The organism is Leisingera sp. G5_S3_59_S7 (assembly GCF_054968485.1).
Genome location: NZ_JBQKUH010000009.1, coordinates 26,061 through 43,712, shown reverse-complemented (window position 1 = coordinate 43,712; position 17,652 = coordinate 26,061). Strand labels below are relative to the sequence as shown.

Below are 17,652 nucleotides of genomic sequence, written 5' to 3'. Positions count from 1 at the left end.
GAGCTCAGGAAAAGAGGCTGTTCCAGGTTTCGATCATGCCGGGGACGGCCGCGGGCGGCAGGGCCAGAAGCAGCAGTTCCTCCTCATGCGAGGCCGCAAGGATGCGGACGTCAGGGGACACGGGCAGCAGCAGGCAGTCCGGCTTGCGCGCGGGCATCCTGGCGGAGCCCGGGCGGGCGGCGCTGGCGGCAAAGGTGCTGCGGACCGCCTGCAGCTGGTTGAGCAGGGGCTCAGGCCCTCCGGTGTCAGGCGCTTGGCCGCCGGGGCCGCAATGGATCCACGCCAAGGCCTGCGGGGCGGCGGCGCTGCGGAAGCTGCTGAGAGGGCTGCGGCCGGCAGCCGCCAGGGCCTCTTGCAGCTGGGCGGTGGTGCAGCTGCCCGCGCCCTGCGGCGCTGCGCAGGGGCGGCGGCGGAAGGTGACGCCGGTGCCTGCGGCCGCCGCCTCCAGCCTGTTCAGCCGGGCGGCAAACAGCCGGGCGGCGGCGGCGGGGTCTTCCGGTGCGTCTCCGGCCTCCGCCGTGCCGCCCAGGCTGAGGCCTGCAAGCCTGCGGTGGGCGGCGGTGAGGACGGCGGCGGGGGTCTGGCCGATGCACAGGGTGATTTCGCGCGGCAGCACGGTTTCCCCGATTTCGCGCAGCAGGGCATCCAGCAGCGGCTCCTGCCCCGCGGCGGCGTGCTGCGCGCGGGCGGTCAGCGCCTGCACCGGCTGCGCCAGCTGCCGCAGCGCCTGGTGCAGCGCGTCCGTGGCGGGCTCAGCGCCGGGGAGCTGGCGGGCAGGGCTGGTCATCCTGCCCCTCCGCCGAGACGGGCCAGCAGCGCCCGCGCCGGTGCGGCGAGGCGGGCGGCAGTGCCGGCATCGCTGCAGACGCACAGCAGGGCGTCGCCGGACCCGTCGGGCGCGCGGATGCAGAGGCGGGCTTCGCCCGGGGCCAGCATCAGGATGTCATCGGCAGGCGGCGCTGCCGCCTCCGGCCCGGCCTGCACCGCGGCATCGAGCATCAGGAAGCCGCGGCGGGCCTGCTGGCACAGCGCGTCGAGGTATTCCTGCGGGTGGCTGGCGGCACTGCTGCTGCGCAGGACGATGCTGGCGCCCAGATCGCCGAAGGCCGCCAGGCGGCAGCCGTCCGCGCCTTGGCGCAGGGTGTCGAGCTGGCAGGCAAGCGTCACCTTGGGTCTCCTTCGCGGTGCGGGCAATCCGGGGCGGCAGAGGCTGGCATGGCAGTATCAGTCTCCGGCAGGCTGGGTTTCGGGGCGGGCGCGGCCCGGGCGCTGGCTGCGCTTGGCCGGAGGCGCCACGCGGCGCGGCATCACCCGGCTGGCGGGATCGGCGCTGGCGGCCCCCGCAGGTGGCTGCGGTTGCGCCTGGGACTGAATCTGGGCGGCGGCCTCGCGCTTGCTGCCGAAATCCAGCACCTCGGCGCGCGGACCTTCGCCCGCTTGCGGTGCGGCTTGCGGGGCAGCCTGTGGCCGCGCCGGGGCTGCGGCGCTGTCCGGGCGGCGGCCGGGCTTTGCCCAGTTCAGCAGCAGGTCCACCAGATATTCGATAAAGCGGTCGGCGCCGCTGGTCTTCCACGCCTCCATATCCTCGCCCGCGGTCAGCGCCTGGCTGAGCGACAGCGGGAAGATGGCGTTGAAGGCATCGCCGGTTTCCTTTTGCACCCGGCGCAGCACGCGGTCCTGGTCGCGGGGATTGCGGAGCTTGTCGAAGTGGGTGATCAGCAGGGTGCTGGGGCCGCTAAGGCGGCTGGAAATCTCCTCCCACGCGGCGGCTTCGGACTGCCGCCAGGCCTGGGTGGCATGGGTGCACCAGATCACGCTGTCGACCTCGGGCAGCAGCGCCTGCCAGACGCTGGCGGGCATGTTGGGGTCTGAGATGCCGGGCATGTCGATCAGGTCGCAGAGTTCCAGCGCCTCGGCGGGCAGGGTCAGGCGGATCAGTGCGGTGCTCTCCAGCGGCGCTTCGGCTATGTCCTCCAGCGGCACCGGGGTTTCGCTGCCGTCGGTGCCGGTGAGGCTGGCGCCCTCCGGCCCGTGCGACAGCCAGACCGGCGGCAGCCGGGTGGCGGTAACGCGGGTGGGCAGCGGGGCGCGGCCCGCCAGCAGGTTGGTCAGCGTGCTTTTGCCGGCGCTGAATTCCCCCATCAGCGCCAGGCGGGGCTTGCGCGCCGGGGCCGCGTCCGCGGCGAGGGGGGCGGGAATGGCGGTTTGCTGGTTCATGCGGTGAAGCTCCTGAGGGTTTCCAAGGCGGCGGCGGTCCGGGACTGGCGGCGGCGGGCCTCATCGCCCGCGAACAGCGCCTGCATGTCGCCGCCGCCGCGGCGGCAGTCGGCGATTTCCAGCAGGATGTCGCGCTGTTCGTCGAAAAAGGCCTGAAGCCGGGCATGGATGGCGGCGCGGGCGTCCGCGGTCTGGACGGTCTTGAGCTGGGTCATGAAGTCCTCTGTCTCGCCCGCGATCAGGCTGCGGAACTGTCTGGCAAAGGCCTTGTAGCCGCGGGTGCGGCGCCACCAAGAGGCCCACCAGCTGTCGTTGAAATCCAGTGCGATGGACTGCGCCAGGGCGACGGGCGAGGCGGGCTGGGGCACCTCGGGCACTGCCAGCTGGATGCCCTCGACCGCCGGGCCGAAGCCGTCGTAAAGCAGCTCTGCCACATCCTGCACCGCGGCCTCGTACCGGTTCTGCGCAGCGGATTGCAGGCGGCTGGTCATGACGGAGTAGGCAGAGCGCAGCAGCATCCGCAACCCGGCCGGGTCGTATTCCCAATGGCAATCCTCGCCCCATTTCTCCAGGTGGTCGATCAGCGCGTGGGTGGCGCGGTCGGTAAAGGTGGCGTGCGCCCGGTCGGCGCGGTCGCGGAAGGCGTCGAGCACCTGGCCCGCCTCCGCCTCCAGCGCCTGCAGATGGGTCTGGCAGAGATCCTCAAAAGCGGTGCGGACGTCGTGCAGATTGGCGCCGCCGCTGCTGCCTTCGCCCTGCACCATAACCGCGTTGGCGGCCTGCTGGCCGGTGGCGGCGGTGGTGGCGGAGGCGGCAATGCGGGCCAGCAGCGGGGTGCCGAGATCGGCAGCAATGCGTTCGGAGACGGCGCGGTTCAGGGCCGGGATGCCCGACAGCTCCCACACCATGTTCTGGGCGGTGGCCTTGGCGTGGGAGGCATTGACCGAGGCTTCGGCCCAGTTCAGCAGCGCGGCGGAGCTGGACGGGTCCATATCCTCCAGCCCGCCGGTCAGCACCTTGTTGGCCCAATAGGCGCTGCCAAAGAGGATGGTGGCCTCCTGCGGGCCATGATGGGCTTCCAGTGTCTGGCGGATGCTGGCCTCGATCTCGGCCACCTGGTCTGCGGGGTCGGCCAGCTCGTCGATGCGGTTGACGAAAATCACCACCTCGCGCGACTTGAGGTTGGAGATCATTCGGATCAGGCCCATGTCGACCGAGGTGAGGGCCTGGCCCGCCGACAGCACCACCACGCAGATGCGGCTGTCGCGGATCGCCTGGATGGTGATCTGCTCGCGCATCATGAAGGTGTCGTTGACGCCGGGCGTGTCGCGCAGGCAGAGGCGGTGGGGAATGGACTGGCAGTTGAGGTACAGATCGGCGGCGCGGGTGATGTCGGCAAAGCGGCCCTGTTCGTCGACCTCGCCCAGGCCTGCGTCATCGAAGTCGTCTCCGAGGCAGATGTAGCGTTCGATCAGGTTCTTGTCGAAATAGCCGTAGTCGTGTTTCTGCCCCATCAAGAGCTCGAACTTGCGGCCCAGCCGCTGGCGGGAGCGTTCGCGCATTTCCTCGATCTGGGCGCGGATCTTTTGCAGCTCGCTGCCTGCGCCGGCGCGGCCGGCCATCTCGCCGATGCGGCCGCCCTTGGTGGTCAGCCGGTCCCATTCTTCCTCTGTCATGAACTGGAAGCTGGCCTTGTTTTCGGTGCGGGTCTCGCCCGGCTCCAGGTGCAGGGAGGTGACAACCGAGGTCCAGGGGTTCACGTCAGACGGCAGCAGGTCGGCCCAGCCCGCCATCGCGTTCACCAAAGAGGTCTTGCCGGATTTCACCTGTCCCAGCAGGGTGACGCTGGGCTCAAACGTGCCAAGCTCTGCCTGGAGCCGGGCCAGGCTGCGCTGAACGCGCACGCCCGACACCTCCGCGAGGGTGGCCAGCGCGGTCTCCAGCCGCTGCGCCTTGCGGGCAAAACCCGCCAGCGGCTCCAGCCCGGCGTTCAGGTTGGTCGGCCGCGCGGAGGCGCGGATGTCTGTTGCACTCTCGATCTGGGCTTCCATGTTCATGGTTGAATCTGCTGTTCCTGCATTGGCTTGTTTTCAGGCGCTTTTCCGGGCGCGGGCTTTATCCGGGGGAGTCTTCGGCAAGCTCCTTCTTCAGTTGGAAAAGCAGCGTCACCGCGTCGATGGCCGCGTCCTCATCCTGTTCCAGCTGGCACAGCATCAACAGCTCCTCGCCGTCCTGGGCGGCCTCGCGGGCGGCGCTCACCGCCTCGCTGCCGGGCATGGCCTCCAGCGAGCTGGACAAGCCGCGGATCAGGTCCATGCATTGCGCCAAGACGGGACCCGCCTGGGGGCCGCCGGCGGCTTCGGCCTGGGCCAGCATGTCCTCGGCGCCGCTTTGCAGCTGGTCCAGCGCCGCGGCCAGGCTGGCGGCGGGGGATTGCGGCGCGCTGGCGGCCCTGGCGGTTTGAGCGGCGGGCGGCTGCGGAGGCTCTGCCGGGAGGGTGCCGCCGAACTGGCGGATCAGCAGTTCGGCCTGATCCGCATCCGAAGCGCGGCCCAGGCCGATCTGGCGCTGCACGTCTTCGGCCAGCTGCTTGCCGCCGCTGGAGCGCCACAGATCCTCTGCCGGCCTGGCCGCCGCCTGCGCCGTCAGGCCCTGAATCGCGGCCACCGGGTAGACGCCGAGAAACTCCTCTGCCGCGACCGGTTCCAGCGACTCGATCAGCCCGGGGAGGGTGCCGCGCATGATCTGCCGGTCGGCCATGGTGAGAACCAGGAAGCTGTGATCCTTGGTGCTGTCGGGCACGGCCGACCACAGGGACTGCTCGGCCTCCGGGAAGGTTTCGCTGCACCACAGGATGATGTCCGCCATGGCGGCGGCCTGCTGCAGCGTGTCCTGCTGGCGGGCAGGCGGGCCTGCCAGCGGGATTTCGGTGTAGCTGCGGGAGCGCAGCCGTGGGTCGGGCAGATACTGGCGCGCCCGCACTGCGCCCGGCGGCACGGCGGTGCTTGCCAGGCAGCCTGCCTGCTGCAGGCGTTCGCCCGCATCGGTGTCAAACACCACCCGCTCCTCGGGGCCGTGGCAGATCTCGACCGGCAGGCCCGCGGCGCTCTTGCCGATCACCACCCGGCCCAGAAGCATGTCGGTCAGCGCCGATTTGCCGGTGCCCGGGGCGCCGGTGACGGCCACCTGGACCGGCTGGCGCAGCCGTTGCAGCAGCTGGCTGCCCCAGCCGGTGACATCCGGCGGCAGCAGCCCGGTGCTGAGGGTCTGCTCCAGCTGGCCTGCAAGCGGGGATATGTCTCTCTGGGGAAGGCTCACACCGGTGCATCCGTCTTGTTCTGGCTGGCAGCAGGCGCGGAGCGCCATGTCGCGGAGGCCAGCAGGGTCACGACGCGGCGGCCGGCGCGGGGCCGTGGCGCTGCGGTTTCCGGCTGCGGCGGTGCGGGCTGTGCCGGCTCCGGGTTTGCCGCGCGCGCATCGAAGGGTTTGATCACGCAGAGCGCAGCATTGTCCTGCTCGGGCGCGTTCAGCGCCTCCAGCCGCTGCATCAGCACAGCGCCGATGCGGGCGCTGGGGCTCAGGCATTCGGCGGCCAGCACCGCGGCGATTTCAGCTTCCGGCAGGAATTGCAGCCCATCGCTGGCGGCCAGCACGATATCGCCCGCCTGCAGGCGCAGCGGGGCGCTGCGGCAGTCGATGCGGGGGATGCCGGCTCCGGTCAGCACCGAGGTGACGCAGTGGCGGTCCGGGTGGCTGGCGGCCTCGGCGGCGTCCATCCGGCCCTCGGCCACCAGGCTATCCAACTCGGACGCCATCGAGTGGTCGGCGTTGAGCCGGATCAGGCTGCCCTCGCGGAACAGGTAGAGCGGCGAGTCGCCGGCCGAGATCCAGTACAGCCGGTCGCAAAACAGCACCGGGGCCAGCAGGGTGGCGCCCATGCCGCGGGCCTGGGGCCGGTGGCTGGCATATTCGCCGAGACAGGCGTCGGCGCCGTTGGCGGCCTGCTGCAGCACCGCGCCGATGGCCTGCTCCAGCGCCGCGGGGTCCCCGGCTTGCAGCTTCAGCTCGCTGAACACTTCGGTCACCACGATCCGGCTGGCGATGTCGCCGGCCGCATGACCGCCCATGCCGTCGGCCAGCACCGCAAAGCCGGTGCCGGTGCCGGCCGGGAAGTCGGCCGCAACCGCGTCCTCCTGCCGTTCGCGGCGGCCCTGGCTGACCGCCGTTGCGGCGTCGTATCCGATCTCAGCGGTATGCAGCATCTGCGGCATCGCTGTGTTGCGGCTGGTCCCAGCCGAAGTCCGCGCCGCACAGCGGCACGAAGCGCAGGGTGGTTTCGCCGATCCGGATCACGTCGCCCGCCGACAGCTCCTCGGTGCTGAGCACGGGGCGGCCGTTGCGGCGCACCAGGTTGGCCTTGCCGCCATGGCCGATGAAGAAGGCTTTCTGTTCCGGGTCAAAGGCGATGGCAGCGTGGTTGTCGCGGGAGATGCTGTTGTCGCCGAAGTCCAGCCGCACGGTCTGATCCTCGCCGCGGCCAATGACGGTGACGCCGCTGAACAGGGTAAAGGCGGCGCCGCGGCCCGGGCCCTGCACGATGGCGAGCCAGCCGACGGGAAACTGGGTGTAGGCGGGCGCCGCGGCCTCTGCGCTGCGGGCGAAGGGGTCGGCGCCTGCTGCCTGCGCCGGGCTGAAGCCCAGAAGGCGGGTCTTGACCCGGCCCGCGCGGCTGGCGCCGCGGCCCATCGAGGGCGCGGGCACGTCGATCGGCGCAGCGTCAGGGGCTTGCGGCGCGGCGGCTTGCGGTTCTTCCGGCGCGGGCTGAGGCGCCGGGGCCGGGGCAGCCTGTTGGACCGGGGTCTCTGGCCGGGAAACACTGGCCTGAACGTCCACGGGGGTCCGGGCCAGCTCCGGTTCCGGCAGCGGTTCCGGCTCCGGTTGAACTTCCGGCAGCGGAGCCGGTGCCGGGGCAGGGGCTGCTGGTGCGGTTCCGGCGCGGTCTGCCGCGGTGTCCGGATCCGGCCCGGCAGCGTTGCTGCGTGTGAAGACCCGGTACGGCCTGGCGGTGTCCGCCGCCGGGTCCGGCTGCTGCAGTCGGGAGAAATCCGGTTCCGCGCCGAGAGGCTCGGCTGTGTATTCCTCCGCCTCATCCTCGTGCGGGGCAAAGAAATCCTCTTCCGGCATTTCCGCAGGGTCCGCTTCTGCGGTGTCATGGTCCGGGGCGGCGAAGAAGACGGCGGGGTCCGGCCGGTCCTGCGCTGAGGGGGCTTCGGCCTGGCTCTGCTCGCGGGCGAAGAAGGCGGCAATGGCGTCCTCGTCCGGCGCGTTCCCGCCGACGCTGCCGAAGGCCTCCGCGGCGTCTTCCCCTGGGATTGCACCGGGCGCTGCCAACGGGTCGCGGATATCCTCCGGCAGCGGCGCGGCGGCAGCTGGAGCGTGCGGCGCCGGGTCCGGGTCCAGCCGGAAACCTTGGCCGAGGCTGAGGGGCGCGCGGCTGCCGGTCTCCTCTGCGGGCGGCTGGACCGGTTCCGCGGCTGGCGCGGCGGAGCCGTCCAGGCGCACCCGTTCCCGCTTTTCGCCGATGATATCCTTGATGAACTTCATACCCATTTCCTTCAGTTCTTAGCCGTTTGCGGGCTGTTGCCGTGACGCCCGAAAATCCTGCGCAAGCGGCCGGTCAATGTCGGTTTGTCCCGGCGCAGGCCCAAAGCCGGGTCTGACGGGTCTGTCAGCGGCACAGGGGCTGCGGCCGGCGGCTGCTGCGCGGCGGGGGCGATTTTCTTGCGCCAGGCGATCGCGTCTTCCTCTTCCAGCCAGGCCTCCAGGTCGGTGACCGGTTCGCCGAAGATGTTGACTGGCGGGTGGCGCGGGGCGGCCGTGGGGCTGGCAGGCGGGGTCTGCGCCTGGCGGGCGGCGCGGGGCAGGCCGGGCTTGAGGCTGTCATTGGTCTTGGCGACCAGATCGGCAATGACCGCAGCCAGCCTGCTGCCGTCATCGGCGGGTGCCGCTGCGGTTCCGGGCGCCGGGCCGGCCTGCGGCTCCGGGGCGTGTTGCGGCGCGTCTTCTTCCGCCAGGGCAGCGGCCCAGGCGCTGGCGTTGTGGAACCGTTCCGCCGGAAGCACCGACATCGCCATGTCCACGGTCGCCAGCAGTGCCGGGTCAGCGGCCCAGGGCCCGCCCAGCAGCGGGCGGCAGGGGTCCGGAGAGCCCGCCATCAGCGCAGCCAGCCGCTTTTGGCTGGCCGCGGGCGGGGCGCCGGTGATCAGATAGTAGAGCGTGGCGCCAAGCGCGTAGAGGTCGCAGGCCGGGCGCTGGGGCAGGTCGGGGCTGTAGAGCTCATGCGCGGAATAGCCGTCCTTGACCGCCAGCAGCATCGGCAGCGCGGTGCCGTCATCAGGGGTGCTGCCGCAGGCGGCGCCGAAATCAATCAGCGTCACGGTGCCGTCCTTGCCCAGGAGGATGTTGTCCGGCGAGATGTCGCGGTGCAGGACGCCCAGCCGGTGCAGGCAGTCGAGCGCCTCCAGCGATTGATCGAGAATCTGGCGCAGCACCGGCCCGGTCAGCCGCTCCGGCTGCTCTTCGCGCACGGTGAGCAGGTCCAGCCCGTCGATGAATTCCATCGCGATATAGGCGGTCTGGTTTTCCTTGAAGACCTGATGCACGCCGACGATGCCGGGGTGGCGGGCGCGGGCCAGCAGATGCGCCTCGCGCAGGAAGGCGCGCAGCACGTTGCGGCAGGATTTGGCGTGTTCGGGGGCGGCGGGTTCCACATCGGTGCCGGCGCGGCGGCAGAGCCCCGCCGGGTAGCATTCCTTGATCACGACGCGGCGTTCCAGGCTGTCGCGGGCCAGATAGGTGATGCCGAAGCCGCCGCTGATCAGCGGCCGCTCGATCTGGTACTGGCCTTGCAGCAGCTTGAAGCCGCAGGGCAGTTCGCAGGCCGGCGCCGGATCGGCAGTGAACGTGTCGTGCGGCACAGCGTCAGTTCCTTGTGGCAGCGTGGGGTCCGGCCGGAGGGCGCGGACGGGCCTTCACGCTGAAAGCCAAATGCGGAATGTTCGCGGCGGATTCCGGGCAATTGCGGCAGGACCGCCCGATTTCCGCCGTATTTGCGCGGAAAGGGCTGTAAACACTGGGTTAACAGGCGGTCGGCGACTTGCGTTGAAGTTAGTTAAACTGGCGCCCTATCCGGCGGGAAACCCGGCTGGCCGGCGGCAGGGCCTGAACCCGCCGCGCAGGGCGGCCGCTGCAGAGGCGCCGGGATGGCCCGGCCCGCCGTGATTTGCCTGTTCAAAGGTGTCCAAGGTGTTGCGAAAATTCGATTTTCCACCATTGGTATTGCGGCGGGAGCCCTTTGATTCGGCTAAGGCGAACGCTATAGTGCTGCTGAAAAGGGGAACGGTTCCGTGGCAGATGCCCAATATCAGAACTTGCGTGCCAGGCTGCGCGGGGACACGCGGCATTGCCATGCTGCGCTGGATGAACAGGTGACCAGGCTGGATCAGGCGGGTGCGGACGGCTACGCGCGCTTTTTGCTGCTGCAGTGGCGGCTGTTTGCGGCGCTGGAGCCGGTCAGCCAGAGTGCCGCCTGTGCGCCGGTGATCCGCGGCCTGAAGCAGCGGGCGGGCGAGGATCTGGCGCGGCTGGGCCGTGCGGCGGATGCGCCTGAGCTGCCGCTGGTCCCGCATCCGCTGGCGGTGGATTACCTGGTGTCCGGTTCGCGGCTGGGCACACAGGTGCTGCGCAAGCGGTGGCTGGAGCGCGGCCTGCCGGAGGTTATCTATGCCTGTAAGTACCTCTCGGCACCGTCCTACACGGAATACTGGCGCGGCTTTACGGCCCGGGCCGAAGCGCTGCCGGCCGAAGGTGCCGCAGCGGACCGGGTTGTCGAAGATGCTACCGGGCTGTTTGGATTTTGCTTAGAATGTATTTTTGCTGAGTCTGCCGAGGGGAGGGCGATTCATGCCTGACGAAAAGTCCGGCGCTGCCAGGGCGCAGGTGGATCTGACCACCTGCGATCGGGAGCCGATCCACATTATTGGCCAGGTGCAGAGCTTTGGCTGCCTGATTGCGGTTTCCGCCGACTGGATTATCTCCCATGCCTCTGCCAACTGTGCAGAGGTTCTGGGGCTGGATGAGACGGAGCTGGCGGGGCGGCCGGTGACGGACATTCTCAGCCCGCAGGCGCTCCACGACCTGCGCACCCGGATGCAGATGCTGCGGATGCAGCAGAGCGCGGTGCGGGTGTTCGGCTATGACTTGCGCGGCGACGGGCAGAAGTATGACGTTTCGATCCACCAGTCCGGGCGGCTGTTCGTTCTGGAATTCGAACGCCGGGGCACCGATGGTGGCGATGTGCACGATCCGGGCCTAGTGCAGGCACTGATCGGCCGGGTGCAGCGCCACGGCGCACTGGATGCGATGGCGCAGGAGGCCGCACGGGGCCTGAAAGCGCTGAGCGGCTTTGGCCGGGTCATGGTCTACAAGTTCGAGGAAGACGGCAGCGGCACCGTGATCGCCGAGGCCCGCGAGTCCGGAATGGAGCCGTTTCTGGGCCTGCGCTATCCGGCCAGCGATATTCCCAAACAGGCCCGCGCGCTGTATGTGCGCAGCCTGCTGCGGATCATCCCCGACGTCGCGGCGCCGGTCTATCCGGTGCAGCCGGAGACCGATCCCAACGGCGAGCCGCTGGACCTGTCGCTGGCGGTGACCCGGGCGGTGTCTCCGATCCATATCGAGTATCTGAGAAACATGGGGGTGGCGGCCTCGATGTCGGTTTCCATCCTGCGCAACGGCCAGCTGTGGGGGCTGTTTGCCTGCCACAATGACAGCCCGTGCTACCTCAGCTATGAAAAGCGCACCTCGGTCGAGCTGTTCGCGCAGCTGTTCAACTATGAGCTGGCCCAGATGGAGATGACCGATGAACTGGGCGACATCGACCGCTCCAGGGCGCTGCACGACAACCTGATGCCGCAGCTGTCCAATGGCTGCAATCTGTTTGCGGCTTTTGAAGACTTGTGCAGCGGCATCGGCGATGTCATTCCGTTTGACGGGGCCGCGATTTATTCGGACGGGCAGTACAAATCCACCGGATCCGCGCCGGTGGAAGAGGAGTTCCTGGGACTGGTGCGGTTCCTGAACACCACGCCGCCCGGGCAGATCTATTCCAACAGCAACCTGATCAAGCGCTATCCGGCCGCTGACGGGTTTGCGGACCGGGTGGCCGGGCTGCTGGCGATCCCGGTCTCGCGCAAGCCGAGGGATTACTTTGTGCTGTTCCGGCGCGAGGTGGTCAAATCGGTGACCTGGGCGGGCAATCCCGAAAAACCAGTTGAACCGGGGCCGAATGGCCTGCGGCTGACGCCGCGCAAAAGCTTCGAGGCCTGGAAGGAAGTGGCGCGCGGCCATTGCCATCCGTGGAAACAGCGCGAGCAGCGCACCGCCGAGGCGCTGCGCACAACGCTGATCGAAGTGGTTCTGAAGCTGGCGGACGAAAACAACGCCGCCCGCAAGCGGGCGCAGGACCAGCAGGAGCTGCTGATTGCGGAGCTGAACCACCGGGTGCGCAACATCCTGAACCTGATCCGCGGGCTGGTATCGCAGGGCAAGGAGTCGGTAAAATCCGCCGATGCCTTTGGCGAGGTGCTGGACGCGCGCATTCACGCGCTGGCGCGGGCGCATGACCAGCTGACCGGCTCGGAGTGGGATTGGAGCCCGCTGACGGTGCTGATCGGGACCGAAACCGAAGCGTTTCTGGCGGGCAAGGCCAGCCGGGTGTCGATTGACGGCGACGCGCTGGAGCTGTCGCCCGCGGCCTTTACCTGCGTGGCGCTGGTGGTTCACGAGCTGGTGACGAACTCGGTCAAATACGGCGCGCTCAGCGATTCCTCCGGCCGGGTGGAGATCCGCACCGCGCTGAACCGCGACGGCACCGCCGCGCTGAGCTGGCGCGAACACGATGGCCCGCCGGTAAAAGCGCCGGAGCGCCGGGGCTTCGGCACCACGCTTATCGAGCAATCGGTGCCGTTTGAACTGCAGGGGGAAGCCGACGTCAGATACCGGATCACCGGGCTGGAAGCGGATTTTCTGCTGCCCGCCCGCCATGTGCGGAAGGCGGAAAAGCCCGCGGGCCCGGTGCCCGACACCGGCGCGCGGCAGGCGCCGGCCGTGCCGCGGCTGTCGGGCGGCGCTCTGGTGCTGGAGGACAACATGATCATCGCCATGGATGCGGCGGACATGCTGACCCAGCTGGGCGCCGAAAAGGTGGAAACCTGCAGCGGAGTCACGACCGCGCTGAACCTGCTGGAGCAGGGCGGCACGCAGTTCGTGCTGGCGGACATGAACCTGGGATCCGAAACTTCGCTGCCGGTGGTGGAGCGATGCCGCGAGCTGGGCATCGCAGTGGTGCTGGCCACGGGGTACGGTTCAACGGACGAAGTCGCTAAGCGCTTCCCGGGGCTGAACATCCTGAAAAAGCCCTACACGGTCGAACAGCTGAGCGCGGTTCTGGAGACAATGGCCGCGGCGGAGAACGGCGGCTGACAGCCGGCGCCGCTGAGCAAGACAGGGCTGAACGGATCAGGCCCGCCGGTGCGTTCCGGCGGGCCTGATCGTTTGCGGCTTGCGGCGCTGGCTGCAGGTCAGGCTTGCAGGTCAGGCTACGTCGCTGAAGTTGATCACCCGGTGGATGCCAACATCCGGTTCGCTCACATCGTCGCGCATCGCGGCGTTCAGCATCTTCAGCCCGACCAGGATCGGGTTGGAATCGGACGCCCAGATGGCAGCCTCGCGCGGGGTCAGCTGCAGCAGCGTGACCTTGGGATCCTCGCGGCCCTGCTCAAACCAGGCAGCCACTGGCGGGCTCCACAGGCTGTCGAGCTTTTCTTCGCTCTGATAGACCACCAGCGGCCCCTTGACGGAGGCATGATAGTCGCCCTTTTGCGACTGATAGCAAAAAGTGGCCTCTGCCCCCAGCCCGACCGCAGCCACCAGATCGGTGTCGGCGGAGGTGATGAACCAGATTTCGCCGCTGTCAGGGTCGGCGAAATGGCTCATCGGCTGCGGGTGCTGGCTGCTGCCGTCGACCGACAGCATGCCGGTGCGGGTGTCATCGAGTCGTTTCCACAACTGGGCGGCGGCGTCTGCGTCACTGTCAGGTCTGCGGGCCATGTTAAATGCCGTCCAGCATGCGGTCGACGGTCTGGCGTACCTCGTCCTTGGTCTTGCCCAGCCGCTGCTGCAGCATCCCTTCGAGCTTCTGGCGCTCGCCTTTGGTTTCTTCCAGCTCGTCGTCGGTCAGTTCGCCGTAGGTTTCCCGCAGGCGGCCCTTCAGCTCGGTCCATTTTCCGGTGATGCGGTCGTCATCCATGTCGTGTCCTCCTTGGGAAATTGCGGTGGTCCGCCGCGCTGCGGCGGTAATAGGAGAACGCGGTGGCGGCTGCGAAGTTCCGTGATTGCGCGGTATCTCTGCTGCGCAGCCAAAAGGCGAGACGGCTGGCGGTTTTCCGAACCAGGGCCCGGCGGCAGAATTGGCCTCTGCAGCCGGGCGAAAGGCGGTTACTCGCCCAGAAGCAGCATCGCCGCGTCCAGGTGCGGGGTTGCGAACGGGCGGCTCAGCATCGGCAGCGACTGCAGCTCAGGCTCAGTGGTGTCGCCGTTGATCAGAATGATGCGCCATTCCTTGGCCATCGCCGACTGCAGCCAGTCGCGGGCGTCCGGATTGCTGATCGGGAAGCCGAAAAAGACCAGGTGCGGCGGCCGCGCGGAGGAGTCCAGCGCGGCGGCAAGACCGTCGAGGCGGGTTTCTGTGATCACAGCAGGGTATCCCCGCCGCAGCAGGTAGTCGCTGATGTCCGCGGCCTCCAGGGCGTGGGGGGTCAGGATCAGAGCGGGCGTTTGCGCGTGAGCGGCTTTGGTCGTCATCGGTCTTCCTCAGTTTTTCGAATGTGAGGAATGAACCGCCGTAAGGTCAGGCGCATTAAACTGTGACATATCCGCGGGGTAAAAAACCAGCGGGCGGCGGAGGTTCGCCCGGGGCCGGTGCGGTTACGCTCTTGCGCTGGCGGTCTGCTGCGGCAAAGACTGGTCAAGCCCCGGTTGCGACGCGCGGGGCAGGCATTTCAACAGGAGGATGCGGAATTGAGCCGCGACATGACATGTTTGGCCGCGCGGCCGGGGCGCCGAGCGGGGCCGTGCCGGGTGCTGCTGGCGGGTTTGCATATATTAATCCTGCTGGCGGCGGTGTGCCTTGGCGGCGGCGGTGCCCAGGCCCAGAACGCGGCCGACCCGGTGCAGACCGACGGCCGGATCGAGGTCGGCGAAGCAGCGGTGCGCGACAGCGAAATCCTGAACCGGATCGAGAAGCTGCTGGCGGAAATCGAAGGTTACGGGTCGGTGAATGTGTCTGTTTCCGAAGGGGTGGTCCGCATCACCGGCGAGGTGATCGACAACACCGCCCAGGACCGGCTGACGCAGATCATAAACCGGGTGGCCGGTGTGGTGGCGATCGAAAACGAAACCCAGATCAGCGGCACCCTGGAGGAACGGCTGGCCCCGGCGATGGACCGGATTGCCGCCCGCACCCGCAACCTGCTGGCAAACGGGCCGATCTTTCTGGTGGCGCTGGCCGCCTTTGCGGCAGTGGCGGCGGGCGGCTGGCTGCTGACCACGCGGATCGGCATCTGGACCCGGCTGGCGCCCAATGCCTTTATCGCCGATGTCTACCGGGCGGTGGCGCGGATCCTGTTCATCCTGACCGGGCTGGTGCTGGCGCTGGACATTCTGAACGCCACCGCGCTGATCGGCGCGGTGCTGGGCGCGGCGGGGGTGGTTGGCCTGGCGCTTGGCTTTGCGGTGCGCGACACAGTGGAGAATTTCATCGCCTCCATCCTGCTCAGCTTGCGGCAGCCGTTCCGGCCCAATGATTTTGTCGATATCCAGGGCGATCAGGGCACGGTGGCGCGGCTGACCTCGCGCGCGACGATCCTGATCTCGCCCGAGGGCAACCATATCCGCATTCCCAATGCCACCGTGTTCAAGGGCCGGATTGTGAATTTCACCCGCGATCCCCGGCGCCGCTTCGGCTTTGACCTTGGCGTGGATGCGGATGCGGATCTGGCGGCGGCGCTGTCCACCGCCGTTGCCGCGCTGGAGGCGCAGGCGTTTGTGCTGGACGATCCCGAAGTCGGCGCCTGGATCAGCGAAGTGGGGGACTCCAACGTGATCCTGACCTTCACCGGCTGGGTGGATCAGACCCGGGTGGATTTCGCCAAGGCGCGCGGCGAGGCGATCCGCGCCGCCAAGATGGCGCTGGAGGCGGCGGGCTTTGGCCTGCCGGAGCCGATCTACAGGGTGCGCCTGGACAATGCGGCGGATGCAGCAGCCCCTCCGGCCCGGGACACCGGGGCCCGGAAGGGCGCGGCTGAGCCTGCCAGCGCCGAATTGCCGGAAGCGGCCGATCCGGAACGGGCGGAGCTGGCGGCCGCCGGCGCGGCAGAGCGGGAGCGCGAAGGGCTGGATGGCGGGGAAAACCTGCTGGATGCCCGGCAAAAGGCAGAGTGACAGCGCCGCAGGGCGGCATCTCCCGCACATGAAAACGGCCCGGCTGCAGCAGCCGGGCCGGTACGTGCAAAATACGGCAGGGTTAGATGTTTGCCGCAGAGGACCTTGGGCCTGCCACCAGCCAAGCGATAAAGCCCAGCACCGGCAGGATCAGGATAACGAGCACCCAGATGATCTTGGCGGCGGTTGACGCCCCGGATCCCAGGACCTGAATAATTGCATAAATGTCCGCAGCCAGTACCAGCAGGCCAATCAGTCCGTATTCCATGGTATTTCCCTTCCGCTAAATGTTCTGGAAACTAAACGCTTGCAGCCGGAGATTGTTCCCAACTTCTTCCATCCCGCTGATTTAGAAGGTTTCTTCTCTGGCCGTGCCGTGTTTTCAGGGCGGCGGCAGCCTGAGCCCGCTAAGCGCGGCAAGGTCGGGCAGGAGGCCTAAGCGGAACCCGGCTAAAAAACGGGCAAAAAAAAAGCGCAGCGGGCTGCGCTGCGCTTTTTTCATAATCTGAGACGTCGTGGATCACCCGTCGTCCTTGGCATCTTCTTCCGGGCTTTGAATGTCGACGGTCGGAACCGTCACGGTCACGTCTTTGGAGCCGGTTTCGATGTCGCCAACGTCGGCCTCGAATTCAGGCAGCTGTCCGCCTTCGACATTGACGTCGACGTCAGGCAGACGGGTCTCTTCGGTTTGATCGATGTCGATCATGTAGACTGCGAAAACCAGCACAATAATGCCGGCCACTGCGGCGAAAATATAAGAGGGTTTCATAGTACTGTCCTTTCGGGTTGTGTCAGCCGGTCAACGCACCGGCGTCCGCAAAGGTTCCCGGACTTTATGCTGCAGTTGCAGGTTTCCGCAGGGGAATACTAGGTCAAGCTTTTGAATTATATAGAAAAAAATTTACTGCAGGCCGCGGGTGCGCTGCAGCATATTTGCTGATTTACAGGCCGGTGCCGCGGTCCCAGGGCGGCACATCGCCGCCGAGATGCTCAAGAATGAAGTCGATGAACACCCGTACCTTAGCAGGCAGATGGCGGCGCTCCGGGTATATCGCATAAAGGGTCTGAGACGGCAGCGGACAGTCAGGCAGCACTCTTATCAGCCGTCCTGCAGCAAGGTCGGGCCCTGCAGTGAAGCTTGGCAGCCGCCCGATGCCCGTGCCGTCCAGGATCGCCTCCCGCAGCGCTTCGCCGTTGTTGACGCTGTAGCTGCCGTGCGGCCGGAAGGTTTCCACCTTGCCATCGCAGTGAAAGATCCATTCCTGAAAATCCCGGCTGTAGGAATACTGGAGGCAGTTGTGACGGCTCAGCTCAGCGACGGTTTCCGGCGTGCCGCACCGCTCCAGATAATCCGGAGAGGCCGTCAGGATGTTGTGCAGGGGCGCAATCTTGCGGGCGACAAGCGCGGAATCGGCCAGGGTCCCGCCGCGCAGTGCCAGGTCAAAACCGTCCGCGAACAGGTCCGTCAACCGATCATCCATCACCATGTCCACCGCCACGCCGGGGTAGCGCGAGAGAAATCCGGAGATCAGCGGAGCCACATGCAGGCGCCCGAAGGCCATCGGCACATTGACCCTGAGCCGCCCCTTGGGCGCTGCCTGAAGCGCCAGAACGCTGTCCTCCGCCTCTTGCGCGGCCTCCAGCGCCTGGACGGCATGGGCATAGAAATGCTCGCCCGCCTCGGTCAGGCTGACATTGCGGGTGGAGCGGTGGAACAGTTGCGCGCCAAGCCGTTTTTCAATCTGGGTGATCCGCTTGCTCACGGCGGATTTCGACACCCCCAGCCGCCGCGCCGCAGCCGCGAACCCATGGGTTTCGGCGACCGCCACGACCACCGGTATATCTCCCATTCCTTGCATTGGCATCCTCCGGAGC

Annotated in this window: 17 protein-coding genes; 3 read left to right on the top strand and 14 right to left on the bottom strand. The window is 67.9% G+C overall.

Annotation, left to right across the window (positions count from 1 at the left end):
* Nucleotides 1-4 precede the first annotated feature (4 nt).
* The 8 genes from ACTRWG_RS06770 to ACTRWG_RS06735 are packed head-to-tail and all read right to left on the bottom strand — an operon-like array spanning nt 5 to nt 9,194.
* The gene (locus ACTRWG_RS06770; protein WP_462829138.1) at nt 5-787 is read right to left on the bottom strand and encodes a hypothetical protein; all 783 of its coding nucleotides are present in this window, start codon (nt 785-787) and stop codon (nt 5-7) included.
* Nucleotides 784-1,167 (bottom strand): hypothetical protein, encoded by a 384-nt coding sequence (locus ACTRWG_RS06765; protein WP_462829137.1) that lies wholly within the window; start codon nt 1,165-1,167, stop codon nt 784-786. The genes ACTRWG_RS06770 and ACTRWG_RS06765 overlap by 4 nt, the downstream gene beginning before the upstream one ends.
* Nucleotides 1,168-1,224: 57 nt before the next feature.
* A complete protein-coding gene (locus ACTRWG_RS06760) occupies nt 1,225-2,217 on the bottom strand; it encodes a dynamin family protein (protein ID WP_462829136.1) in 993 nt (330 codons plus the stop codon).
* Nucleotides 2,214-4,274, bottom strand: coding sequence for a dynamin family protein (locus tag ACTRWG_RS06755; protein ID WP_462829135.1), 2,061 nt, complete (start codon nt 4,272-4,274; stop codon nt 2,214-2,216). The genes ACTRWG_RS06760 and ACTRWG_RS06755 overlap by 4 nt, the downstream gene beginning before the upstream one ends.
* A gap of 58 nt (nt 4,275-4,332) precedes the next feature.
* Entirely contained in the window at nt 4,333-5,535 is a 1,203-nt protein-coding gene (locus ACTRWG_RS06750) for a hypothetical protein (RefSeq protein ID WP_462829134.1), read from the bottom strand.
* Nucleotides 5,532-6,479 carry a PP2C family protein-serine/threonine phosphatase gene (locus ACTRWG_RS06745; RefSeq protein ID WP_462829133.1) on the bottom strand — a complete coding sequence of 316 codons (948 nt, stop codon included), beginning with the start codon at nt 6,477-6,479 and terminating at the stop codon, nt 5,532-5,534. Before ACTRWG_RS06745 ends, ACTRWG_RS06750 begins: the two co-directional genes overlap by 4 nt.
* Nucleotides 6,463-7,821: an FHA domain-containing protein gene (locus tag ACTRWG_RS06740; protein ID WP_462829132.1), complete on the bottom strand. Its 1,359-nt coding sequence runs from the start codon at nt 7,819-7,821 to the stop codon at nt 6,463-6,465. Before ACTRWG_RS06740 ends, ACTRWG_RS06745 begins: the two co-directional genes overlap by 17 nt.
* An 11-nt stretch (nt 7,822-7,832) precedes the next feature.
* Nucleotides 7,833-9,194, bottom strand: a complete 1,362-nt coding sequence (locus tag ACTRWG_RS06735; RefSeq protein WP_027234645.1) for a serine/threonine protein kinase — start codon at nt 9,192-9,194, stop codon at nt 7,833-7,835.
* A gap of 429 nt (nt 9,195-9,623) precedes the next feature.
* Between ACTRWG_RS06735 and ACTRWG_RS06730 the strand changes: the two genes are divergently transcribed.
* Both ACTRWG_RS06730 and ACTRWG_RS06725 read left to right on the top strand, forming a co-directional pair.
* A complete protein-coding gene (locus ACTRWG_RS06730; RefSeq protein ID WP_027234646.1) occupies nt 9,624-10,187 on the top strand; it encodes a biliverdin-producing heme oxygenase in 564 nt (187 codons plus the stop codon).
* Nucleotides 10,180-12,759 (top strand): HWE histidine kinase domain-containing protein, encoded by a 2,580-nt coding sequence (locus ACTRWG_RS06725; RefSeq protein WP_027234647.1) that lies wholly within the window; start codon nt 10,180-10,182, stop codon nt 12,757-12,759. The genes ACTRWG_RS06730 and ACTRWG_RS06725 overlap by 8 nt, the downstream gene beginning before the upstream one ends.
* Nucleotides 12,760-12,870: 111 nt before the next feature.
* Here ACTRWG_RS06725 and ACTRWG_RS06720 read toward each other — a convergent pair whose 3' ends face one another.
* The 3 genes from ACTRWG_RS06720 to ACTRWG_RS06710 all read right to left on the bottom strand — a co-directional run bounded on the left by ACTRWG_RS06720 (nt 12,871) and on the right by ACTRWG_RS06710 (nt 14,139).
* Nucleotides 12,871-13,386: a pyridoxamine 5'-phosphate oxidase family protein gene (locus ACTRWG_RS06720; protein ID WP_027234648.1), complete on the bottom strand. Its 516-nt coding sequence runs from the start codon at nt 13,384-13,386 to the stop codon at nt 12,871-12,873.
* Nucleotide 13,387: 1 nt separating this feature from the next.
* Complete coding sequence (locus ACTRWG_RS06715) at nt 13,388-13,585, bottom strand: CsbD family protein (protein ID WP_259959796.1); 198 nt, start codon at nt 13,583-13,585, stop codon at nt 13,388-13,390.
* A 188-nt stretch (nt 13,586-13,773) separates the two neighbouring features.
* A complete protein-coding gene (locus ACTRWG_RS06710; RefSeq protein WP_027234650.1) occupies nt 13,774-14,139 on the bottom strand; it encodes a hypothetical protein in 366 nt (121 codons plus the stop codon).
* 291 nt (nt 14,140-14,430) lie between these two features.
* Between ACTRWG_RS06710 and ACTRWG_RS06705 the strand changes: the two genes are divergently transcribed.
* A complete protein-coding gene (locus tag ACTRWG_RS06705) occupies nt 14,431-15,777 on the top strand; it encodes a mechanosensitive ion channel domain-containing protein (protein ID WP_036797128.1) in 1,347 nt (448 codons plus the stop codon).
* Nucleotides 15,778-15,859: 82 nt separating this feature from the next.
* Here the strand turns inward: ACTRWG_RS06705 and ACTRWG_RS06700 are convergent, their stop codons facing one another.
* The 3 genes from ACTRWG_RS06700 to ACTRWG_RS06690 form a co-directional block, all read right to left on the bottom strand.
* The gene (locus ACTRWG_RS06700; protein WP_027234652.1) at nt 15,860-16,045 is read right to left on the bottom strand and encodes a PLDc N-terminal domain-containing protein; all 186 of its coding nucleotides are present in this window, start codon (nt 16,043-16,045) and stop codon (nt 15,860-15,862) included.
* 252 nt (nt 16,046-16,297) lie between these two features.
* A complete protein-coding gene (locus ACTRWG_RS06695) occupies nt 16,298-16,546 on the bottom strand; it encodes a hypothetical protein (protein ID WP_027234653.1) in 249 nt (82 codons plus the stop codon).
* 172 nt (nt 16,547-16,718) lie between these two features.
* Nucleotides 16,719-17,627: a LysR family transcriptional regulator gene (locus tag ACTRWG_RS06690; protein ID WP_245597329.1), complete on the bottom strand. Its 909-nt coding sequence runs from the start codon at nt 17,625-17,627 to the stop codon at nt 16,719-16,721.
* Between the last annotated feature and the right edge of the window lie 25 nt (nt 17,628-17,652).

Coding starts and splice junctions, on each gene's coding strand:
- ACTRWG_RS06690 (WP_245597329.1), bottom strand. CDS start 17,627: ATGGGAGATATACCGGTGGTCGTGGCGGTCGCCGAAACCCATGGGTTC.
- ACTRWG_RS06710 (WP_027234650.1), bottom strand. CDS start 14,139: ATGACGACCAAAGCCGCTCACGCGCAAACGCCCGCTCTGATCCTGACC.
- ACTRWG_RS06740 (WP_462829132.1), bottom strand. CDS start 7,821: ATGAAGTTCATCAAGGATATCATCGGCGAAAAGCGGGAACGGGTGCGC.
- ACTRWG_RS06715 (WP_259959796.1), bottom strand. CDS start 13,585: ATGGATGACGACCGCATCACCGGAAAATGGACCGAGCTGAAGGGCCGC.
- ACTRWG_RS06760 (WP_462829136.1), bottom strand. CDS start 2,217: ATGAACCAGCAAACCGCCATTCCCGCCCCCCTCGCCGCGGACGCGGCC.
- ACTRWG_RS06720 (WP_027234648.1), bottom strand. CDS start 13,386: ATGGCCCGCAGACCTGACAGTGACGCAGACGCCGCCGCCCAGTTGTGG.
- ACTRWG_RS06770 (WP_462829138.1), bottom strand. CDS start 787: ATGACCAGCCCTGCCCGCCAGCTCCCCGGCGCTGAGCCCGCCACGGAC.
- ACTRWG_RS06700 (WP_027234652.1), bottom strand. CDS start 16,045: ATGGAATACGGACTGATTGGCCTGCTGGTACTGGCTGCGGACATTTAT.
- ACTRWG_RS06755 (WP_462829135.1), bottom strand. CDS start 4,274: ATGAACATGGAAGCCCAGATCGAGAGTGCAACAGACATCCGCGCCTCC.
- ACTRWG_RS06745 (WP_462829133.1), bottom strand. CDS start 6,479: ATGCTGCATACCGCTGAGATCGGATACGACGCCGCAACGGCGGTCAGC.
- ACTRWG_RS06725 (WP_027234647.1), top strand. CDS start 10,180: ATGCCTGACGAAAAGTCCGGCGCTGCCAGGGCGCAGGTGGATCTGACC.
- ACTRWG_RS06695 (WP_027234653.1), bottom strand. CDS start 16,546: ATGAAACCCTCTTATATTTTCGCCGCAGTGGCCGGCATTATTGTGCTG.